This window comes from Rhodovulum visakhapatnamense (assembly GCF_004365965.1).
In the GTDB taxonomy this organism is placed as follows: Bacteria; Pseudomonadota; Alphaproteobacteria; order Rhodobacterales; family Rhodobacteraceae; genus Rhodovulum; species Rhodovulum visakhapatnamense.
In genome coordinates this window covers 143,400-160,939 of sequence record NZ_SOEB01000005.1, presented here as the reverse complement: position 1 = coordinate 160,939, position 17,540 = coordinate 143,400, and the positions used below count along the sequence as shown (strand labels likewise).

General features: G+C 67.5%; 19 protein-coding genes. 14 read left to right on the top strand and 5 right to left on the bottom strand.

The window, feature by feature from the left end:
• Window positions 1–3: 3 nt before the first annotated feature.
• Entirely contained in the window at window positions 4–1,272 is a 1,269-nt protein-coding gene (gene phaZ, locus EV657_RS06595; protein ID WP_134077441.1) for a polyhydroxyalkanoate depolymerase, read from the bottom strand.
• A gap of 96 nt (window positions 1,273–1,368) precedes the next feature.
• Here phaZ and phaC point away from each other — a divergent pair, with 96 nt between their 5' ends.
• The 3 genes from phaC (at window position 1,369) to phaR (ending at window position 4,475) form a co-directional block, all read left to right on the top strand.
• Window positions 1,369–3,183 (top strand): class I poly(R)-hydroxyalkanoic acid synthase, encoded by a 1,815-nt coding sequence (gene phaC, locus EV657_RS06590; protein ID WP_425057247.1) that lies wholly within the window; start codon window positions 1,369–1,371, stop codon window positions 3,181–3,183.
• Between the two features lie 128 nt (window positions 3,184–3,311).
• On the top strand, window positions 3,312–3,773 hold the full coding sequence (locus EV657_RS06585) for a phasin family protein (RefSeq protein ID WP_075784904.1): 462 nt from the start codon (window positions 3,312–3,314) through the stop codon (window positions 3,771–3,773).
• A gap of 156 nt (window positions 3,774–3,929) precedes the next feature.
• The gene (gene phaR / locus EV657_RS06580) at window positions 3,930–4,475 is read left to right on the top strand and encodes a polyhydroxyalkanoate synthesis repressor PhaR (RefSeq protein WP_075784905.1); all 546 of its coding nucleotides are present in this window, start codon (window positions 3,930–3,932) and stop codon (window positions 4,473–4,475) included.
• Between the two features lie 33 nt (window positions 4,476–4,508).
• On the opposite strand, the gene EV657_RS06575 is transcribed toward phaR, so the two are convergent.
• Together EV657_RS06575 and EV657_RS06570 are read right to left on the bottom strand one after the other, a co-directional pair.
• Window positions 4,509–5,888 (bottom strand): L-serine ammonia-lyase, encoded by a 1,380-nt coding sequence (locus EV657_RS06575; protein WP_134077440.1) that lies wholly within the window; start codon window positions 5,886–5,888, stop codon window positions 4,509–4,511.
• Between the two features lie 74 nt (window positions 5,889–5,962).
• The gene (locus tag EV657_RS06570; protein ID WP_113670863.1) at window positions 5,963–6,433 is read right to left on the bottom strand and encodes a hypothetical protein; all 471 of its coding nucleotides are present in this window, start codon (window positions 6,431–6,433) and stop codon (window positions 5,963–5,965) included.
• A gap of 76 nt (window positions 6,434–6,509) precedes the next feature.
• Here EV657_RS06570 and EV657_RS06565 point away from each other — a divergent pair, with 76 nt between their 5' ends.
• The 7 genes from EV657_RS06565 (at window position 6,510) to EV657_RS06535 (ending at window position 13,209) form a co-directional block, all read left to right on the top strand.
• Entirely contained in the window at window positions 6,510–6,944 is a 435-nt protein-coding gene (locus EV657_RS06565) for a MarR family winged helix-turn-helix transcriptional regulator (RefSeq protein ID WP_075784908.1), read from the top strand.
• Window positions 6,945–7,135: 191 nt separating this feature from the next.
• The gene (gene rpiA, locus EV657_RS06560) at window positions 7,136–7,912 is read left to right on the top strand and encodes a ribose-5-phosphate isomerase RpiA (RefSeq protein ID WP_134077439.1); all 777 of its coding nucleotides are present in this window, start codon (window positions 7,136–7,138) and stop codon (window positions 7,910–7,912) included.
• A gap of 10 nt (window positions 7,913–7,922) precedes the next feature.
• A complete protein-coding gene (gor, locus tag EV657_RS06555) occupies window positions 7,923–9,281 on the top strand; it encodes a glutathione-disulfide reductase (RefSeq protein ID WP_134077438.1) in 1,359 nt (452 codons plus the stop codon).
• 81 nt (window positions 9,282–9,362) lie between these two features.
• A complete protein-coding gene (hflK, locus tag EV657_RS06550; RefSeq protein ID WP_113670860.1) occupies window positions 9,363–10,475 on the top strand; it encodes an FtsH protease activity modulator HflK in 1,113 nt (370 codons plus the stop codon).
• A 3-nt stretch (window positions 10,476–10,478) separates the two neighbouring features.
• Window positions 10,479–11,387: a protease modulator HflC gene (gene hflC / locus EV657_RS06545; RefSeq protein WP_113670859.1), complete on the top strand. Its 909-nt coding sequence runs from the start codon at window positions 10,479–10,481 to the stop codon at window positions 11,385–11,387.
• Window positions 11,388–11,389: 2 nt separating this feature from the next.
• On the top strand, window positions 11,390–11,584 hold the full coding sequence (locus tag EV657_RS06540; RefSeq protein WP_075784913.1) for a DUF2065 domain-containing protein: 195 nt from the start codon (window positions 11,390–11,392) through the stop codon (window positions 11,582–11,584).
• Between the two features lie 146 nt (window positions 11,585–11,730).
• Window positions 11,731–13,209, top strand: a complete 1,479-nt coding sequence (locus tag EV657_RS06535; RefSeq protein ID WP_113670858.1) for a Do family serine endopeptidase — start codon at window positions 11,731–11,733, stop codon at window positions 13,207–13,209.
• 71 nt (window positions 13,210–13,280) lie between these two features.
• Here EV657_RS06535 and EV657_RS06530 read toward each other — a convergent pair whose 3' ends face one another.
• Window positions 13,281–13,670, bottom strand: coding sequence for an OB-fold nucleic acid binding domain-containing protein (locus EV657_RS06530; RefSeq protein WP_243837503.1), 390 nt, complete (start codon window positions 13,668–13,670; stop codon window positions 13,281–13,283).
• A gap of 141 nt (window positions 13,671–13,811) precedes the next feature.
• Between EV657_RS06530 and EV657_RS06525 the strand changes: the two genes are divergently transcribed.
• Genes EV657_RS06525 through EV657_RS06515 form a run of 3 tightly spaced genes read left to right on the top strand, consistent with a single transcriptional unit; the run spans window position 13,812 to window position 15,769 of the window.
• A complete protein-coding gene (locus EV657_RS06525; protein ID WP_134077437.1) occupies window positions 13,812–14,135 on the top strand; it encodes a 2Fe-2S iron-sulfur cluster-binding protein in 324 nt (107 codons plus the stop codon).
• Window positions 14,135–14,854 carry an FG-GAP repeat domain-containing protein gene (locus EV657_RS06520; protein WP_243837502.1) on the top strand — a complete coding sequence of 240 codons (720 nt, stop codon included), beginning with the start codon at window positions 14,135–14,137 and terminating at the stop codon, window positions 14,852–14,854. The genes EV657_RS06525 and EV657_RS06520 overlap by 1 nt, the downstream gene beginning before the upstream one ends.
• A gap of 18 nt (window positions 14,855–14,872) precedes the next feature.
• Window positions 14,873–15,769, top strand: a complete 897-nt coding sequence (locus EV657_RS06515) for an EamA family transporter (RefSeq protein WP_134077436.1) — start codon at window positions 14,873–14,875, stop codon at window positions 15,767–15,769.
• A 10-nt stretch (window positions 15,770–15,779) separates the two neighbouring features.
• On the opposite strand, the gene purD is transcribed toward EV657_RS06515, so the two are convergent.
• Entirely contained in the window at window positions 15,780–17,042 is a 1,263-nt protein-coding gene (gene purD, locus EV657_RS06510; protein WP_134077435.1) for a phosphoribosylamine--glycine ligase, read from the bottom strand.
• A gap of 178 nt (window positions 17,043–17,220) precedes the next feature.
• On the opposite strand from purD, the gene EV657_RS06505 reads away from it, so the two are divergent.
• A complete protein-coding gene (locus tag EV657_RS06505; protein WP_075784920.1) occupies window positions 17,221–17,538 on the top strand; it encodes a peptidoglycan-binding domain-containing protein in 318 nt (105 codons plus the stop codon).
• The last annotated feature ends 2 nt before the right edge of the window (window positions 17,539–17,540 follow it).

Here is a 17,540-nt window from a genome sequence, read left to right as displayed (position 1 = left end):
TTGTCAGACCGATTTCAGATGGGCCCGCGCCGGTTGCGGATCGCCCGAATTGGCGTCGATGAATTCCAGCACCAGCGGGCGGATGTTGTTGCGCCAGCTCTTGCCCGCGAAGATGCCGTAATGGCCCGCCCCGGCTTCGAGATGGCTGGCCTTCTTGTGCGCCGGCAGCCCGGTCAGCAGGTCGAGCGCCGCGATGCACTGGCCGGGCGCCGAGATGTCGTCATTGGCGCCCTCGACGGTCTTGACCGCGACATCGGTGATCGCCGCGATATCGACCTTGCGCCCGTCGACCGAAAAGACGTTCCGCGCGATCTCGCGCCGTTTGAAAACCCGGTCTACCGTCGAGAGATAGAACTCGGCCGTCATGTCCATCACCGCCAGATATTCGTCATAAAAGCGGTTGTGCTTGTCGTGATCGCCCGCTTCGCCCTTGGCCGCGCGCAGGATCTGTTCCGAGAAGGCGCGGGTGTGGCGGTCGCCATTCATCGACATGAACGAGGCCAGCTGCAGCATGCCCGGATAGACCAGCCGCCCGACGCCCGCATACTTGAACCCGACCCGCTGGATCACGAGTTGTTCGAGCTGGCCCATGGTCACCCGGCGGCCGAAATCGGTAACGTCGGTGGCCGCCGCATCGGGGTCGATCGGCCCGCCGATCAGGGTCAGTGTGCGGGGCTGGGCCGCGGGGTCTTCCCCGGCCAGATAGGCGGTTGCGGCCAGCGCCAGGGGCGCGGGCTGGCAAACCGCGATGACATGGGTGTCGGGGCCGAGATGCTTGAGGAAATCGACCAGATAAAGCGTATAGTCCTCGATATCGAACTTGCCTTGCGACACCGGGATGTCGCGGGCATTGTGCCAGTCGGTGATGTAGACGTCGCAATCGGGCAGAAGGCTTGCCACGGTCGACCGCAGCAGGGTGGCATAATGTCCCGACATCGGCGCCACCAGCATCACCCGGCGCCGCATCTGCGGGCGGCCATGCACCTTGAAATGGACCAGATCGCCGAACGGCCGGGTCACGCATTTCTCGACCGAAACGATATGGTCGCGCCCGTCCGCACCCACCACGGTGTTGATGTTCCAGTCGGGCTTTGCCACCATGCGGGCGAAGGTGCGTTCGGTGACCTCGCCCCAGGCGGCCACCATCCGGAAGAGCGGGGAGGGAACCATGGCGACGGCCGGATAGGACCCCAGCGCGCGGGCGGTAGCTCCGAACCACTGGTTCGTATTGCGCGCGGTTTCCATCAGGTCGTAGGTCGTCATGAATTTCATTCGCCACTCCATCTGCGATGGTATATCGGGGGCCGGCCGCAACGGTCGGCTGGGCGCCCATGCTGCATCTGCGAAGGTTAAGGGGGAAACAACGCCGTGACAACAAAAGAAGATGCAACGAAGGCTGAACTGTCGGCCACCAATCTCGAACGGCTGAACGAGAACATCGCCAAGATGGAGGACCTGACCGAAAGGCTGGTCGCCGCGGTGGCGAAAAAGCGGCGGATCGATCCGAACCTGCAGGCGCCGGGGCACGATCTCTACATGAAGGCGGCCGCCGCCTACATGGCCGAGATGATGCAGAACCCGTCGAAGCTGATCGAGCATCAGGTGTCCTACTGGGGCAAGGCACTGAAGCATTTCGTCGAGGCGCAGGAGGCGCTGGCGCGTGGCAAGCTGCAGGCGCCGACCGACAACACCCCGAAGGACCCGCGCTTTTCCAATCCGCTCTGGCAGACGCACCCCTATTTCAACTACATCAAGCAGCAATACCTGATGAGCGCCGAGGCGATCTCGAACGCCGTCAAGGATATCGACGGGCTCGCGCCGCGCGACGCCAAGCGGCTGGAATATTTCACCCAGCAGATCGTCGATCTGATGTCGCCCGCGAATTTCCTCGGCACCAATCCCGAGGCGCTGGAGCGCGCCGTGGCGACCGACGGGCAGTCGCTGGTCGACGGGCTGGAAAACCTCGTGCGCGACATCGAGGCCAATGACGGCGAAATTCTGGTGACGCTGGCCAATCGCGAGGCCTTTCAGGTGGGCGGCAATCTGGCGACCGCGCCGGGCAAGGTCGTGTTCCGCAACCGGATGCTGGAACTGATCCAGTACGCGCCCACGACAGAGACTGTCTATGCCACCCCGATTCTGATCTTCCCGCCCTGGATCAACAAGTTCTACATCCTCGATCTGACCCCGCCGAAATCGTTGATCCGCTGGCTGGTCGGGCAGGGCTACACCGTCTTCGTGGTGTCCTGGGTCAATCCCGATGCCAGCTATGCCGAGGTCGGCATGGACGACTACGTCGAGGAGGGCTACCTGACCGCGATCGCCGAGGTGAAGGCGATCACCGGCGAGGACAAGGTCAACGCGGTCGGCTATTGCATCGCGGGCACGACGCTGGCGCTGACGCTGGCGTTGCTGCAGAAGCGCGGCGATACGTCGGTGCGGTCGGCGACCTTCTTCACCACGCTGACCGACTTTTCCGACCAGGGCGAGGTCGGGGTCTTTCTCGACAACGATTTCGTCGACGGGATCGAGCGCGAGGTGACGCAGAAGGGATTTCTCGACAGTTTCTTCATGTCGCGGACCTTCTCCTTCCTGCGCTCGAACGACCTGATCTACCGCCCCGCGATCCGCAATTACATGATGGGCGAGGCTCCGCCCGCCTTCGACCTGCTGTACTGGAACGGGGATTCCACCAATCTGCCGGCGCGGATGGTGGTCGAATACCTGCGCGGGCTGTGTCAGGGGGACCGGTTCGCCAGCGACGGGTTCGAGATCTGCGGCGAGCGGGTGCATATCTCGGAGGTCCGGCTGCCGCTCTGCGCCGTAGCCTGCGAGACCGACCATATCGCGGCCTGGGCGTCAAGCTATGAGGGCGTGCGCAAGATGGGGTCGACCAACAAGACCTTCATCCTGTCGCAGTCGGGGCATATCGCAGGCATCGTGAACCCGCCCGACAAGAAGAAATACGGCCACTATGTCAACGACGCCCCGATGAAGGATCTGGCGGCCGCGGCATGGCGCGAGAGTGCCGAGTTCACGGAAGGGTCCTGGTGGCCGCGCTGGGAGGCCTGGCTGAAACGCCGCTCGGGCAAGCAGATTCCCGCCCGAGATCCGGGAGTCGGAGGGCGCGCGCCGCTCTGCGATGCCCCCGGAACCTATGTTCTGGGTGAAAAGGCACCCTGAATCAGGGGCTTGCCAGAAATGCTGCGGTGCAGCATAAACATCTTGAAATGCTGCAGTGCAGCGTGTATCTTAATCCTTGGATCACAGCAGAGTTCGGGCGCTTGATGCCCGTAAGAGGAGAGAGACCCATGGCTGACGCACAAGATTTCACCAAGATGATGCAGGACATGATGTCGGCGTTCTCGATGGACCCGACCACCATGCAGGACGCCTTCAAGACCCAGGCTGCCCTGGCCGAGAAGATGTCGAAGGTCGCGCTTGAGGCCGCCGAGAAATCGACCGAGATTTCCGCCAAGTGGACCAAGGACACCCTGTCCAAGGTCGGCGAGATGACCACCGTCAAGGACGAGCCCACCGATTACACCAAGGCCATGACCGACTTCGCGTCGTCCTCGGCCGAGATGGCTGCCGAGAACATGGCCGCCTTCGCGGAAGTGGCGAAGAAGGTTCAGATGGAAACCGTCGAGCTGATGCTGGCCGCGGGCAAGGACTTCTCCGAGGATGCGACCTCGGCGATGAAGAAAGCCACCGCGACGGCGACCAAGACCGCCAAGAAGGCCACCGCGACCATGGCGGCCGACAAGGCCTGATCGGCCGGAGCGTCCGGCCGACCACTCCTCCCTGTCGCCGGACCAATTCCGGAAGGGCGGGCACGCTGCGTGCCCGCCCTTTCTTTTTGCTGCGGGCGCGCCTAAGCTCTCTGCGCTGCAACATGGGCATTGCAGGCACCGGGGGGAGGACAGTCCGTGACCGACGCGAAAGAGCCGCTGCTGATCAAGCGCTATGCGAGCCGCCGTCTCTACAACACCGAAACCAGCGATTACGTGACGCTGGAGGACATCGCCAAGGTGATCCGGTCGGGCCGGGACGTGAAGATCGTCGATCTGAAAAGCGGCGACGACCTGACGCGCCAATACCTTCTGCAGATCATCGCCGAACATGAAAGCAAGGGCGAAAGCGTCCTGCCGATCAACGTGCTGAACGATCTCGTGCGCAGCTACACCACCTCGGCGCAAAGCGTGGTGCCGCAATTCCTGGCTGCGAGCTTCGAGATGCTGCGCGACGGCCAGTCGAAGATGATCGAGAATTTCGGCCGCATCAATCCGATGGCAATGCCCGGCTTCGAGGCGCTTCAGGCCCAGCAGGAGGCGTTTCTGAAGGCGATGACCGGCAATTGGGCAGGCGGTTCAGGTCCTGGCGAGGACGATGACGAGGGCGGGCCGAATGAGCTGAACGAGATCAAGCGCCAGCTTGCCGAATTGCAGCAGAAACTCTCCAAGATGAACGAATAGCCGATTGGGACCGGGCGCGCCTTTTGCGTCCGGTCAGCAGTTGGGCACGTTGACCGCAAGCCCCCCCAGCGCGGTTTCCTTGTACTTCTCGCTCATGTCGCGGCCGGTCTGGCGCATGGTCTCGATGCAGGCGTCGAGCGGCACGAAATGCCGTCCGTCGCCGCGCAGCGCCAGCGACGCCGCCGAAACCGCCTTGATCGCGCCCAGCCCGTTGCGTTCGATACAGGGCACCTGCACCAGCCCCTTCACCGGGTCGCAGGTCATGCCCAGATGGTGTTCCAGTGCAATCTCGGCCGCGTTCTCGACCTGTTCGGGGCTGCCGCCCATCACCGCCGCCAATCCCGCCGCCGCCATCGCCGAGGCTGAGCCCACTTCGGCCTGACAGCCGCATTCGGCCCCCGAGATCGACGCGTTATGCTTGATCAGCCCGCCGATGGCCGCGGCGGTCAGCAGGAAATCCCCGATTTTCGAGGGCTGTGCGGCGGGCACATGGCTCAGCCAGTAGCGGATCGTGGCGGGCACCACCCCGGCCGCGCCGTTGGTGGGCGCCGTCACCACCTGCCCGCCGGCGGCGTTCTCTTCGTTGACGGCCATGGCATAGACGCTCATCCAGTCGTTGATCGTGTGGGGCGGCGTCAGGTTCATGCCGCGCTCGGCCATCAGCGCGCTGTGGATCGCATGGGCGCGGCGCCGAATGCCAAGCCCGCCCGGCAGGCCGCCATCGGTGGCGAGCCCGCGCTCGATGCAGTCCGACATCGCCGACCAGATCCGCGCAAGCCCGGTCTCGAGCGCGGCAGGGCTCATTCGCGCCAGTTCGTTCGCGCGCTTCATCGCGGCAATGGACCGGCCCGAGGCGCGCGCCATCTCAAGCATCTCGGCCGCGCTGCTGAACGGGTAGGGGACCGGGCGTTCGGCGCCCTGATCGGCCGGGTCGCCCGCCGCAAGCTCGGCTTCGGTGCGCACGAAGCCGCCGCCGATCGAATAATAGGTCTCGGTCGCCAGAACGTCGCCCTGGGCGTCGGTGGCCGAAAGCGTCATGCCGTTGGCGTGCCCGGGCAGGGGGCGGTCGTAATCGAAGACAAGGTCGGTCGCCGGGTCGAAGCGCAAAGGCGGCAGCCCGTCGGGCCGCACCTCGGCGGTGGCCCGGATCCGTGCCAGCGCGGTTTCGGCGGCGGCGGCGTCATAGGCCTCGGGCGTGACCCCGTCGAGCCCAAGGATCACCGCCCGGTCGGTGGCATGGCCGACCCCGGTGAAGGCCAGCGATCCGTGCAGCGAGGCGCGGAGGCCCACCGGGTTAAAGGGCGATCCGCGCAGGGTTTCCAGAAACCGCGCGGCCGCCACCATCGGCCCCATCGTATGCGACGACGAGGGACCGATGCCGATCTTGAAGATGTCGAAAACGGACAGGTACATGCGCGTCTCCCTTTCCGCTCAAGGTGGCGTGCGGCGGGCGCAAGTCCATTCCGAAAGCGACCTTCGGCGGGCAGTCAGCGCAAAGCGGGGCGAAGACCGCGCATCGCCAGGCCGTCCCGCAGGTTGGCGCCCAGAAGCATGAGGTTGGCCGCGCCCGCGACAAGCTCGGCCAGTTGGATCACGACGAAGGCCGCGTCGAAGTCCTGCGCCGCTGCCTTGCGCGCCAGAAACAGGGCCGAGGGCACGAGGATCAGAAGGCCGTTCATCGCGACAATCCGCATCCGCCGGGTCTTGCGGGCCACAAGCGGGCCGCGACGATGCTGCGCCAGCCGGGCTCCGCCCGCTCCGGCGGCGATCAGAGCGGGCACCAGCAGAATAAGCCCGTAGGGGATCGCGGTTTTGACCGCCGCGATCTGCGCGGGCGTGCCGAACAGCTCGGCGCCCAGCGTCGACAGCCAGAAGGCGGCGATGAGGACAAGACCCAGCGTGCCGGCGGCGGCATGCAGTCCTGGGGCAGGCAGTCTTTCGGTCGGTTTCGGTTCCATGACGATTCCCCTTATATGGATAGCCTGCTATGCAATATGGCATTGAATAGCGGGCTATGCAATGCCAGAACGGCCCATGGTTTTCGACAAGGACGACTCGGCGGGGTATCTCGCCAACCACATGGCGCGGCTGTTCGCGGCGGCGCTGACCCGGCGGATCGCGCCTCTGGGCCTGATGCCGGGGCAGTTCATGGTGCTGCTGGAGCTCTGGCGCGAAGACGGGCTGACACAGCGCGACCTGGTCGAACGGCTGGATGTGGAACAGGCGACCATGGCCAACACGCTGAACCGGATGGAACGCGACGGGCTGATCATGCGAGAACCCGACGCGGCCGACCGGCGCGCGCGCCGGGTGCGGCTGACCGCCCGGGCCCGCGCGCTGGAGGCGCCAGCGACCGAGGCCGCGACCGAGGTCAATGCCCGCGCGCTGGCGCGCCTTTCCCCGGGCGACCGCGCCCGGTTTCCCGAGATGTTGCAAGCGGTGATCGCGGCGCTCCGCGCGGATCGGTAACCCGACGGCAAGTCTTCCCTGCCAGTCTGGTCCCCGGGGTCCGGTCGGCGCCGGAATGGACGGCCGCGGCCCCGACGACCCTCTCCCTGTCTTTCCCGCTCTCGCAACCCGCCCAGCGTGTCGGGCAATTCGGCCTCGCCGCGCTGGCGGTGGGCGTCTATAACGGCTGGGACTGCAAGAGGAGTGGGACCATGGGCGCAGAGCTTTCCCCCATAGAAATGGCCAAATACGTCGCCGGGCGCCGCGCTGCCGATCTGGTCGAGGACGGCATGCGCGTCGGGCTCGGCACCGGCTCGACCGCCGCCTGGCTGGTGAAAAGCCTTGGCGCGCGGGTCCGCAACGAGGGGCTGTCGATCACCGCCGTGCCGACTTCGAGCCGGACCGCGGCGCTGGCCCGCGAGGTCGGCATCGACGTCGTCAGTCTTGAAGATGCGCGCTGGCTCGATCTGACCATCGACGGCGCCGACGAATTCGATCCGGCCTTCAACCTGATCAAGGGGGGCGGCGGCGCGCATCTGCAGGAAAAGATCGTGGCGGCCGCGTCCGACCGGATGGTGGTGATCGCCGATCCCGCCAAGGCGGTGGCCCAGCTCGGGGCATTTCCTCTGCCGGTCGAGGTCATCGGGTTCGGCTGGACGGCCAGCCGCAAGCTGATCGCCGAGGCGCTGGAAGGGCTTGACGTCCTGGGCCGCGATATCACGCTTCGGATGGCGGGCGAGACGCCGTTCCGGACCGACGAGGGCAATCTGGTTCTGGACCTGCATCTGGGCCGGATCGGCAATCCGCGCCAGCTGGCGCTTCTGCTGAACCAGATCCCGGGCGTGGTCGAGAACGGGCTGTTCATCGACATCTGCGACGCGGTGGTGATCGGCCACCCCGACGGACGGGCCGAGCTGCGCGATGCCGAGGGCAGCGAGGAGGGCCGGGTCGAGCTGGCCGAAAGCGACAATCTCTTCGCCGATCTCTGAGGGAGGGGACATGAGCTTCGACTACGATCTATTCGTCATCGGCGGCGGCTCGGGCGGGGTGCGCGCGGCGCGGCTGGCGGCGGCCGAGGCGGGCGCCCGGGTCGGGCTGGCCGAGGAATACCGGATGGGCGGCACCTGCGTGATCCGCGGCTGCGTGCCGAAAAAACTGATGGTCTATGCCTCGGGCTATCCGCGCGTCTTCGAAGAGGCGCGCGCCTATGGCTGGCAGGCGCAGGCGGGCGAGTTCGACTGGACGGTCTTCCGGGCGCGGCTCTACGACGAACTGACCCGGCTGGAAGGCGTCTACCGGGGCAATCTCGAGCGCGCGGGCGTCGAGATCTTCGACAGCCGCGCGGTGCTGGCGGATCCGCATACGGTGCGGCTGGCCAATGGCATCGAGAAGACCGCGCGCCATATCCTGATCGCGACCGGCGGACGGCCCTTCGTGCCCGAATTTCCGGGATCCGATCTGGCGATCACCTCGAATGACGTGTTCCTGTTCGAGAGCCTTCCGAAACGCATCCTGATCGTCGGCGGCGGCTATATCGCCTGCGAATTCGCCTGCATTCTCAACGGACTCGGGGTCGAGGTCACGCAGTTCTATCGCGGCGCGCAGATCCTGCGCGGCTTCGACGAGGAGGCGCGCGGCCATATCGCCGGGGCGATGTGCGCCCAGGGGGTGGACCTGCGCGTGGGCTGCAACGTGCAGCGCATCGACCGGGTCGAGGACGGGCTTTGGGTCAAGGCCACCGACGGGCGCGACGCGGTCTTCGACGCGGTGCTGTTCGCCACCGGACGGCGGCCCAATACGGACGGCATGGGGCTTGAAGAGGCGGGCGTGCGGCTGAAGCAGAACGGCGCGGTCGAGGTCGATGCCTGGTCGCAAAGCTCGGTGCCCTCGGTCTATGCGGTGGGCGACGTGACCGACCGGATCGCGCTGACCCCGGTCGCGATCCGCGAGGGCGCGGCCTTCGTCGAGACCGTGTTCAAGGCCAACCCCACCCGTGCCGATCACGAGCTGGTGCCGGGCGCGGTTTTCACCCAGCCCGAATACGGCGCGGTCGGCATGACCGAGGAAGAAGCGCGCAGCCACGGCCCGATCGAGGTCTATTCGACCGCCTTCCGGCCGATGCAGTCGGGCTTTGCCGGGCAACCCGACCGGGTGATGATGAAACTGATCGTCGAGACCGGCAGCCGCAAGGTTCTGGGCTGTCATATCGTGGCCGATCACGCGGCGGAAATGATCCAGCTGGCGGCGGTGGCGATCAAGATGGGCGCCACCAAAGAGGACTTCGACCGGACGGTCGCGGTGCATCCGACCATGGCCGAAGAGCTGGTGACGCTGAAGGCGCCGGTCCGCACGGGTTGAATTCGGGCGCGCGGTGACCAGTTACAGCAGACATCGCGAACACGAGAACGAGATTGGGCAAGACAAGAGGTAAGACCCCATATGGCTGGAAATAGTGGCGGTCCCTGGGGGAGCGGAGGCTCCGGACAGGGCGGCGGAGGCAACCGGGGCGGCGGAGGGCGCGGCCCGGGCGACGAGCCGCCCCAGATCCCTGAAATCGACGAGCTGATGCGCCGGGGCCAGGAACAGCTGCGCGTCCTGATGGGCGGGCGCGGCGGACGCGGCGGCGGCCCGAAACTGACCCGAAGCGGCGTCGCCCTTGCGGTGCTGGCTGCGGGCGTGGCCTGGGGCTGGGCGTCGTTCTACACCGTGAAACCCGAGGAACAGTCGGTCGAGCTTTTCCTCGGCCGCTATCTGCAGACCGGCAATCCGGGTCTGAACTTCGCGCCCTGGCCGGTGGTCAGCGCCGAGGTGATCCCGGTCACCCGCGAACAGACCGAGGACATGGGCGTGGGCCGGGCCGGCGCCGATGCCGGGCTGATGCTGACCGGCGACGAGAACATCGTCGATATCGACTTCCAGGTGGTGTGGAACATCAACGATCCGGCGAAGTTCCTGTTCAACCTGCGCGACCCGCGCCAGACCATCCGTGCGGTGTCCGAATCGGCGATGCGCGAGATCATCGCCCAGTCCGAACTGGCGCCGATCCTGAACCGCGACCGCGGCCTGATTGCCTCGCGGCTGACGGACCTGATCCAGCAGACGCTCGACAGCTACGATTCCGGCATGAACGTTGTCCGCGTCAACTTCGACAAGGCCGATCCGCCCAAGGAAGTCATCGACAGCTTCCGCGAGGTGCAGGCCGCCGAACAGGAACGCGACCGGCTCGAGAAACAGGCCGATGCCTATGCCAACCGCGTCGTCGCCGGTGCGCGCGGCGAGGCGGCGCAGATCCTCGAAGAGGCCGAAGGCTATCGCGCCCGCGTCGTCAACGAGGCCGAGGGCGAGGCCAGCCGTTTCAGCGCCGTTCTGGACGAATACACCAAGGCGCCCGAGGTCACCCGCAAGCGGCTTTATCTGGAAACCATGGAAGAGGTGCTGGGCAAGGTCGACATGATCATGCTCGACAAGGACCTGACCGGAACGGGCGGCGTGGTTCCCTACCTGCCCCTGAACGATCTTCGCCGCACCGATTCCGCCAGAGGGGGGAACTGATCCATGAAGAAATCGGCATTCCTGATCCCTCTTGCGATCCTGGTGGGGGCGACGGCCCTGTCCTCGGTCTTCATCGTCGACGAACGCGAACGCGCACTGGTGCTGCAGTTCGGTCAGGTCAGGGCGGTCAAGGCCGAGCCCGGGCTCGCCTTCAAGGTCCCGCTGATCCAGGAGGTGGTGAAATATGACGACCGCATCCTCAGCCGCGATATCGACCCGCTGGAGGTGACGCCCTCGGACGACCGCCGCCTGGTGGTCGACGCCTTCGCCCGGTACCGCATCGCCGATGTGGTCCGGTTCCGTCAGGCGGTCGGCGTGGGCGGCATCCGTGCCGCCGAGGACCGGCTCGACAGCGTGCTGCGCGCCAATACCCGCGAGGTGCTGGGCTCGGTCTCGTCCAACGACATTCTCAGTTCCGACCGGGCCGCGCTGATGATGCGGATCCGCAACGCCGCCGCCGAGGAGGCGCAGGGGCTGGGGCTCGAGATCGTGGACGTTCGGCTCAAGCGTACCGACCTGCCGGAACAGAACCTCGAGGCGACCTTCGCGCGGATGCGGGCCGAACGCGAACGCGAGGCCGCCGACGAGATCGCCCGCGGCGACGAGGCGGCGCAGCGTATCCGGGCGCAATCCGACCGGACCGTGGTCGAGCTTGTGTCGGACGCGCGGCGCGAATCCGAGATCATTCGCGGTCAGGCCGACGCCCAGCGGAACCGGGTCTTCGCCGAGGCCTTCGGCGCCGACGAGGAATTCTTCGAATTCTACCGCTCGCTCAACGCCTACAAGGAAGCGCTGGGCAAGGGGAACGCCTCGATGGTGCTGTCGCCCGACAGCGAGTTCTTCGAGTATCTCAAGCAGGCCAACCGGCCCGCGGCCGCCCCGGCTCCGACCCAGGTTCCGGCGTCCGACTGAGGATGGACATGATCGTCCTGGGGCTTGGGATGGCCCTGGTCTTCGAGGGGCTGGTGTTCGCACTGGCCCCTTCGCGTCTGGAACAGGCGCTGGAGCTGATCCGCCGCATCCCGGTCGAGACGCGGCGGGCGATCGGTCTGGGGGCGGTGGCCCTGGGCACCGCCATCGTCTGGCTTGCCCGATCGCTCTGGGGATGAAACACTCGGGGCCGGGACCGCTCACGGCCTGTTGAGGCGGGCGGACCCGCACCCGTATTGCGTGCAGGCCGCCCCAGGCCGCATAAGACACAAGCGTCTGCCCCTTGCGCTGGGGCCGTCGGCATTTCTTCCAGGAGGACATATCGGTGACATCGCAGGCCATCTCCCTTTCGGTCCGGGGCGTGTCGCCCGAACGGCTGCGTCCGGTCTGGGCGCTGCTGCTGGGCGCGGCGCTGCTGCTGGCGCAGGCCAGTCTGGCCCTGGCGCGCGCGGCGCCGGAGAGCTTTGCCGATCTTGCCGACAAGGTCAGCCCGGCGGTGGTCAACATCACCACCTCGACCACCGTCGAGGGCCATGCCGGGTCGAATCCGCTGGTGCCCGAGGGCTCGCCCTTCGAGGATTTCTTCCGCGATTTCATGAATCCCGACGGCAGCCCCAACATGCCGCCGCGACGCAGCCAGGCGCTGGGCTCGGGCTTCCTGATTTCGGAAGACGGCTACATCGTCACCAACAACCACGTCATCGAGAAGGCCGACGAGATCCAGATCGAGCTTTTTCAGGGCGGCACGCTCGAGGCCAAGGTGGTCGGCACCGACCCCAATACCGACATCGCGCTTCTGAAGGTGCAAAGCGACAAGCCGCTGCCCTTCGTGCCCTTCGGCAAAAGCGAGATGATGCGCGTCGGCGACTGGGTGATGGCGATGGGCAACCCGCTGGGGCAGGGGTTCTCGGTCTCGGCCGGGATCATCTCGGCCCGGGGCCGGGCGCTCAGCGGCACCTATGACGATTTCCTGCAGACCGATGCCGCGATCAACAAGGGCAATTCGGGCGGGCCGCTCTTCAACATGGAGGGCGAGGTCGTCGGCGTTAACACCGCGATCCTGTCGCCCACCGGCGGCTCGATCGGGATCGGGTTTGCCATGTCCTCCGAGGTGGTGGCCAATGTGGTCTCGCAGCTCAAGGAATTCGGCGAGACCCGGCGCGGCTGGCTGGGCGTGCGGATCCAGGACGTGACCCCCGACATGGCCGAGGCGCTGGGGCTCGATCAGGCGCGGGGCGCCGTGGTGACCGATGTGCCCGAAGGCCCGGCGGCCGAGGCCGGGATGCAGTCGGGTGACGTGATCCTGTCCTTCGACGGCATCGATGTGCAGGACACCCACGGTCTGGTGCGCCAGGTGGGCAATGCGCCGGTTGGCAAGGCGGTGCGGGTGATTGTCTTCCGCCAGGGCAAGACGCAGACCTTGCTGGTGACGCTGGGTCGGCGCGAGACCGCCGAAGGTGGGGCGGCCCCGGGCACGGACGCGCCCTCTGCGCCCGAAGCCGAAGCGGCCGAGGTCCTCGGGATGACGCTGGTGCCGCTGACCGACGAGCTGCGTGACCAGCTGGGTGTCGGCACCGTGACCGACGGGCTGGCCGTGACCGATATCGACGAAACCGGCGAGGCCTATGCCAAGGGGCTCCGTTCGGGCGATGTCATCACCGAGGCCGGTCAACGCAAGGTGGCCACCGCCGCCGATCTGCAAGAGCGGATCGAGGAGGCCCGCGATGCCGGGCGCAAGTCGCTGTTGCTGCTGGTCCGCCGTCAGGGCGAGCCGCGCTTCGTGGCGCTGTCGGTCGGGGAATAGGCCGGTTCGGATATGACCCCTCCGGGTCGTCTGGGGGCGCCTTTGCACGGGCGCCCCTTTCTTTTGCGGCATCAGTCGGGGCGGCTGGCCTGGGAGGGCTGGTCGCCCGCCCGGTACAGATCGGGGCGCAGCAGGTCGTCCAGCATCCCGGAGATGTCCTCGACATGCTCGGCGATCACATGGGTCACGCCTGCCTCGCGCTGGACGCGCCCCGTTACCCGCATCAGCCGCGCGGCGATCACCGCCCGGCGGAAACGCTCGAACACCTTGGCCCAGACCACCACGTTGCAGACCCCGGTTTCGTCCTCCAGCGTGACGAAGATCACGCCCTTGGCGGTGCCCGGCCGCTGGCGCACCAGCACCAGCCCCGCCACCGTCACCCGCGCCCCGGAGGGCGGCAGGTCCAGCAGCCCGTGCGGGATCGCCCGGGGCGGGCGGGGCCAGTCCGGCGCGGGCGGCATTTCGGGGTCGTAGGGTCGGGCGGTCATAGGAACAAAGATAGAACATATGGGCGTGCGCGCAAGCCTTTCCGCTTTCGCTGGAAAAAGCGGCACGGCTCGACTATCCCGGCCGCGACAGAGGGCTTTGAGCAGGGGACAGCGATGGCGAAGATCACCTATATCGAACATAACGGCACCGAGCATGTCATCGAGGTGGCCAGCGGGCTGACCGTGATGGAAGGCGCGCGCGACAACGGCATTCCCGGGATCGACGCCGATTGCGGCGGCGCCTGCGCCTGTTCGACCTGCCATGCCTATGTCCATCCCGACTGGGTCGACCGGCTTCCGGCGATCGAGGACATGGAGGCGGACATGCTGGACTTCGCCTATGCGACCGACCCCAAGCGCTCGCGCCTGACCTGCCAGCTGAAGGTCACCGATGCCCTGGACGGGCTGATCGTGCAGATGCCCGAAAAGCAGATCTGATGCGCGGCGCGGCCCTGCTGGTGGCCGCGTTGCTGCTGGCGGGGGCCCTGCCTGCCTCCGCCCGCGACGGGGCCTCGGCGCGGATCGCCGCGGCCCGCTATGCCGACCCGACAGCGCGCTACGATCACGGGGTGCTGGGCGACGGTCTGGAATGGGGCAGCCTCGTGCTGCGCCTGTCGAAAGGCGGGACCCGGCGGATCGTCCTGCCCGACACCCGGGTCTTCGAGGATCTGGCGCCCCGGCTCGCGGATCTCGACGGCGATGGCGCTCCCGAGGTTCTGGCGGTCGAAACCGACCTCGCCCGGGGCGCGCGTCTGTCGGTCTATGGCGCTGACGGGCTGATCGCGGCGACGCCCTTTCTCGGCCAGCCCTATCGTTGGCTCGCCCCGGCCGGGGCGGCCGATCTCGACGGCGACGGCCGGGTCGAGATTGCCTATGTCGACCGCCCGCACCGGGCGCGGGTGCTGCGGATCTGGCGGCTCGAGGCCGGGCGTCTGGTGCCGGTGGCCGTGGCCGAGGGGCTGACCAACCACCGGATCGGCGACGATGTCATCTCGGGCGGCCTTCGGACCTGTGGCGGCACGCCCGAGCTTCTGCTGGCCGATCCCGACTGGCAGCGCGTCATCGCGGTGCGGCTGAGCGGCGGGCAGGTCTCGCGCCGCGCGCTGCCGCATCCGGCCAGCCCGGCGGGCTTTGCCGCCGCGGCGGCCTGCCGCTGAGCCGACGAGGAGAGCCAGGTGGATCTTTGGGTAATCGTGACCCTCGGGGCGGCGGCGGTGCAGACCGTGCGTTTCATGCTGCAAAAGCGGCTGAGGGGACTTGGGCTTTCGACCGCCGGGGCCACCTTTTCCCGTTTCGTCTTCGCCGCGCCGCTGGCGGCGGCGGGGCTTGCCGCCCTGCTGGCGATCCGGGGCGAGGCGCTGCCCGGCCTGACCCCCGCCTTCTGGGCCCATGCCGCGACCGGCGGGCTGGCGCAGATCATCGCCACCTTCGCGACCGTCGCGCTGTTCTCGGAACGGTCATTCGCGGTCGGGATGGCCTTCACCAAGACCGAGGCGATCCAGGTTGCGGCCTTCTCGGCGCTTTTGCTGGGCGAGCCGGTCTCGGCGCCGGGGATGGCGGCCATCGCGGTCGGCGTTCTGGGCGTGATCGCGCTGTCGCGCCCGCCGGGAGGCTGGCGCGGGGCGGGCGTTTCCTACCGTGCGCTGGGGCTCGGGCTGCTGGCGGGCGGGCTGTTCGGGTTGTCGGCCATCGGCTATCGCGGCGCGACGCTGCAGGTCGACAACGCCGACCCGCTGTTGCGGGCGCTGATGGCGCTGAGCTGCGTGACCGCAATGCAGACCCTGGCCATGGCGGCCTGGATGGCCTGGCGCGAACCGGGCGAGCTGGCCCGGGTGGCCCGCACCTGGACATCTGTGCTGCCGGTGGGGGTGGCGGGCGTGCTGGGCAGCGCGGGCTGGTTTACCGCCTTCGCGCTGCAGAACGCGGCCTATGTCCGCAGCCTCGGCCAGGTCGAGCTGATCTTCTCGATCCTCGCCTCGATGCTTGTCTTCAAGGAAAAACTGCGCGCGGCCGAGATCTTCGGCATGGCGCTTCTGCTGGTGTCGATCCTGATGCTGGTGCTGCTGATCTGAGCGCGGGGCGCTAGAGCGCCCGCCAGCCGATGTCGCGCCGGAAAAACCCCTCGGGCCAGTCGATCCGGTCGATCATCGCATAGGCCCGCTCGCGCGCCTCGGCGAGGCTTGCCCCCCGCGCGGTCACGTTCAAAACCCGGCCCCCCGCCGCCGTCACCTTGCCGTTCTCGGTGCGGGTGCCGGCATGGAAGACCATCCGGAAGCTGTCGGCGGGCAGGGCGTCGAGCCCGCCGATGACCGATCCCTTCTCATAGGCGCCGGGATAGCCCTTTGCCGCCATTACCACGGTCATCGCATGGTCGTCGGCCCAGTTGACGCGGGCCTCGGCCAGACGGCCCTCGGCGCAGGCCAGCATCAGGTCGAGCGCCTGCCCGCCAAGCCGCATCATCAGCACCTGGGCTTCCGGGTCGCCAAAACGGACATTGTATTCGACCAGCCGGGGCTGGCCGTCCCGGACCATCAGCCCGGCATAGAGGACGCCCTTGTAGGGTGTACCGCGCCGCGCCATCTCGGCCACGGTCGGCTTGACGATCTCTTCCAGGGCCTTGGCGCAGACCGCCTCGGTCATGACCGGGGCCGGGGAATAGGCGCCCATGCCGCCCGTGTTGGGGCCGGTATCGCCCTCGCCCACACGCTTGTGGTCCTGCGCGGTGCCGATGGCCAGCACGTCGGTGCCGTCGCACAGGACGAAGAACGAGGCTTCCTCGCCCTCCATGAATTCCTCGATCACCACCTCGGCGCCCGCGCCGCCGAAGGCGCCGCCGAACATGTCGTCGATGGCGGCCTCGGCCTCGGCCAGGGTCTGGGCCACGATCACGCCCTTGCCGGCTGCCAGCCCGTCGGCCTTGACCACGATGGGCGCGCCCGCGGCGCGGATATGGGCCTTCGCGGCCTCGGCATCGGTGAAATGGCCATAGCTTGCGGTCGGCGCGTTGCAGGCATCGCAGACGGCCTTGGTGAAGCTTTTCGAGCTTTCGAGCTGCGCGGCCGCCTGGCTTGGCCCGAAGCAGAGAAGGCCCGCCGCCTCCAGCCTGTCGGCCACGCCCGCGGCCAAGGGCGCCTCGGGGCCGATTACCACGAAATCGACCGCGTTCTCCTCGGCGAAGGCCGCGACCGCGCCGCCATCCTCGATTTCGAGCGCTGCGCATTCTGCGATTGCCGCGATCCCGGCATTGCCCGGCGCCACGATCAGCCGGTCGCATTTCGGGTTCTGCAGGATCGCCCAGGCCAGCGCATGTTCCCGCCCGCCGCCGCCGAGAATGAGGATGTTCATCTGCCGCCTTTCGCCAAGCTCTCGTCCGGCGCCTTGTAGGCTGCGCGGCGGCCCCGGGCAAGCGACCGCGAAATCGCCTTGGTTTGTCCCCAGCCATGCCCCGCGGCAGGGGCAAATGAGGGGAGTAAACCTTCTGTTAACCGATCTCTCGACCGATTTCTCCATGCCAGGTGATCCGATGAACCGACGCGCCATTGCCTTCGCCCCCGCGCCACACCGCCGTACGGCCGGTGCCTACCGCCCCGATCTGCTGGAAACCGGGTTCGGCCGGCTGGACCCCGACCAGCGCGCGGCGGTTCAGGCCGAGCTGCGCGAGGTCGGGCTTTACGCGGCGCGGATCGACGGCGCCTTCGGGCCGGCGACCGAGGCGGCTCTGGTGCAGGGCGCCGATTATCTGGCCTGGACCACGCGGGGCGCGATGCGGGTCGACCTGAACACGCCGCGCGGTGTCTCGGTCTATCTGCGCGAGCTGTCGCTGGGGCCGGTGCCGGCCTAAGC

What these genes read in the sequence shown, in the direction of transcription:
- phaZ (WP_134077441.1), bottom strand. Translation starts at nt 1,272, where the DNA reads ATGAAATTCATGACGACCTACGACCTGATGGAAACCGCGCGCAATACG.
- EV657_RS06575 (WP_134077440.1), bottom strand. Translation starts at nt 5,888, where the DNA reads ATGTACCTGTCCGTTTTCGACATCTTCAAGATCGGCATCGGTCCCTCG.
- EV657_RS06570 (WP_113670863.1), bottom strand. Translation starts at nt 6,433, where the DNA reads ATGGAACCGAAACCGACCGAAAGACTGCCTGCCCCAGGACTGCATGCC.
- EV657_RS06520 (WP_243837502.1), top strand. Translation starts at nt 14,135, where the DNA reads ATGCGCGGCGCGGCCCTGCTGGTGGCCGCGTTGCTGCTGGCGGGGGCC.
- EV657_RS06525 (WP_134077437.1), top strand. Translation starts at nt 13,812, where the DNA reads ATGGCGAAGATCACCTATATCGAACATAACGGCACCGAGCATGTCATC.
- gor (WP_134077438.1), top strand. Translation starts at nt 7,923, where the DNA reads ATGAGCTTCGACTACGATCTATTCGTCATCGGCGGCGGCTCGGGCGGG.
- EV657_RS06530 (WP_243837503.1), bottom strand. Translation starts at nt 13,670, where the DNA reads ATGCCGCCCGCGCCGGACTGGCCCCGCCCGCCCCGGGCGATCCCGCAC.
- rpiA (WP_134077439.1), top strand. Translation starts at nt 7,136, where the DNA reads ATGGGCGCAGAGCTTTCCCCCATAGAAATGGCCAAATACGTCGCCGGG.
- EV657_RS06565 (WP_075784908.1), top strand. Translation starts at nt 6,510, where the DNA reads ATGGTTTTCGACAAGGACGACTCGGCGGGGTATCTCGCCAACCACATG.
- EV657_RS06505 (WP_075784920.1), top strand. Translation starts at nt 17,221, where the DNA reads ATGAACCGACGCGCCATTGCCTTCGCCCCCGCGCCACACCGCCGTACG.
- hflK (WP_113670860.1), top strand. Translation starts at nt 9,363, where the DNA reads ATGGCTGGAAATAGTGGCGGTCCCTGGGGGAGCGGAGGCTCCGGACAG.
- EV657_RS06540 (WP_075784913.1), top strand. Translation starts at nt 11,390, where the DNA reads ATGGACATGATCGTCCTGGGGCTTGGGATGGCCCTGGTCTTCGAGGGG.
- EV657_RS06585 (WP_075784904.1), top strand. Translation starts at nt 3,312, where the DNA reads ATGGCTGACGCACAAGATTTCACCAAGATGATGCAGGACATGATGTCG.
- purD (WP_134077435.1), bottom strand. Translation starts at nt 17,042, where the DNA reads ATGAACATCCTCATTCTCGGCGGCGGCGGGCGGGAACATGCGCTGGCC.
- hflC (WP_113670859.1), top strand. Translation starts at nt 10,479, where the DNA reads ATGAAGAAATCGGCATTCCTGATCCCTCTTGCGATCCTGGTGGGGGCG.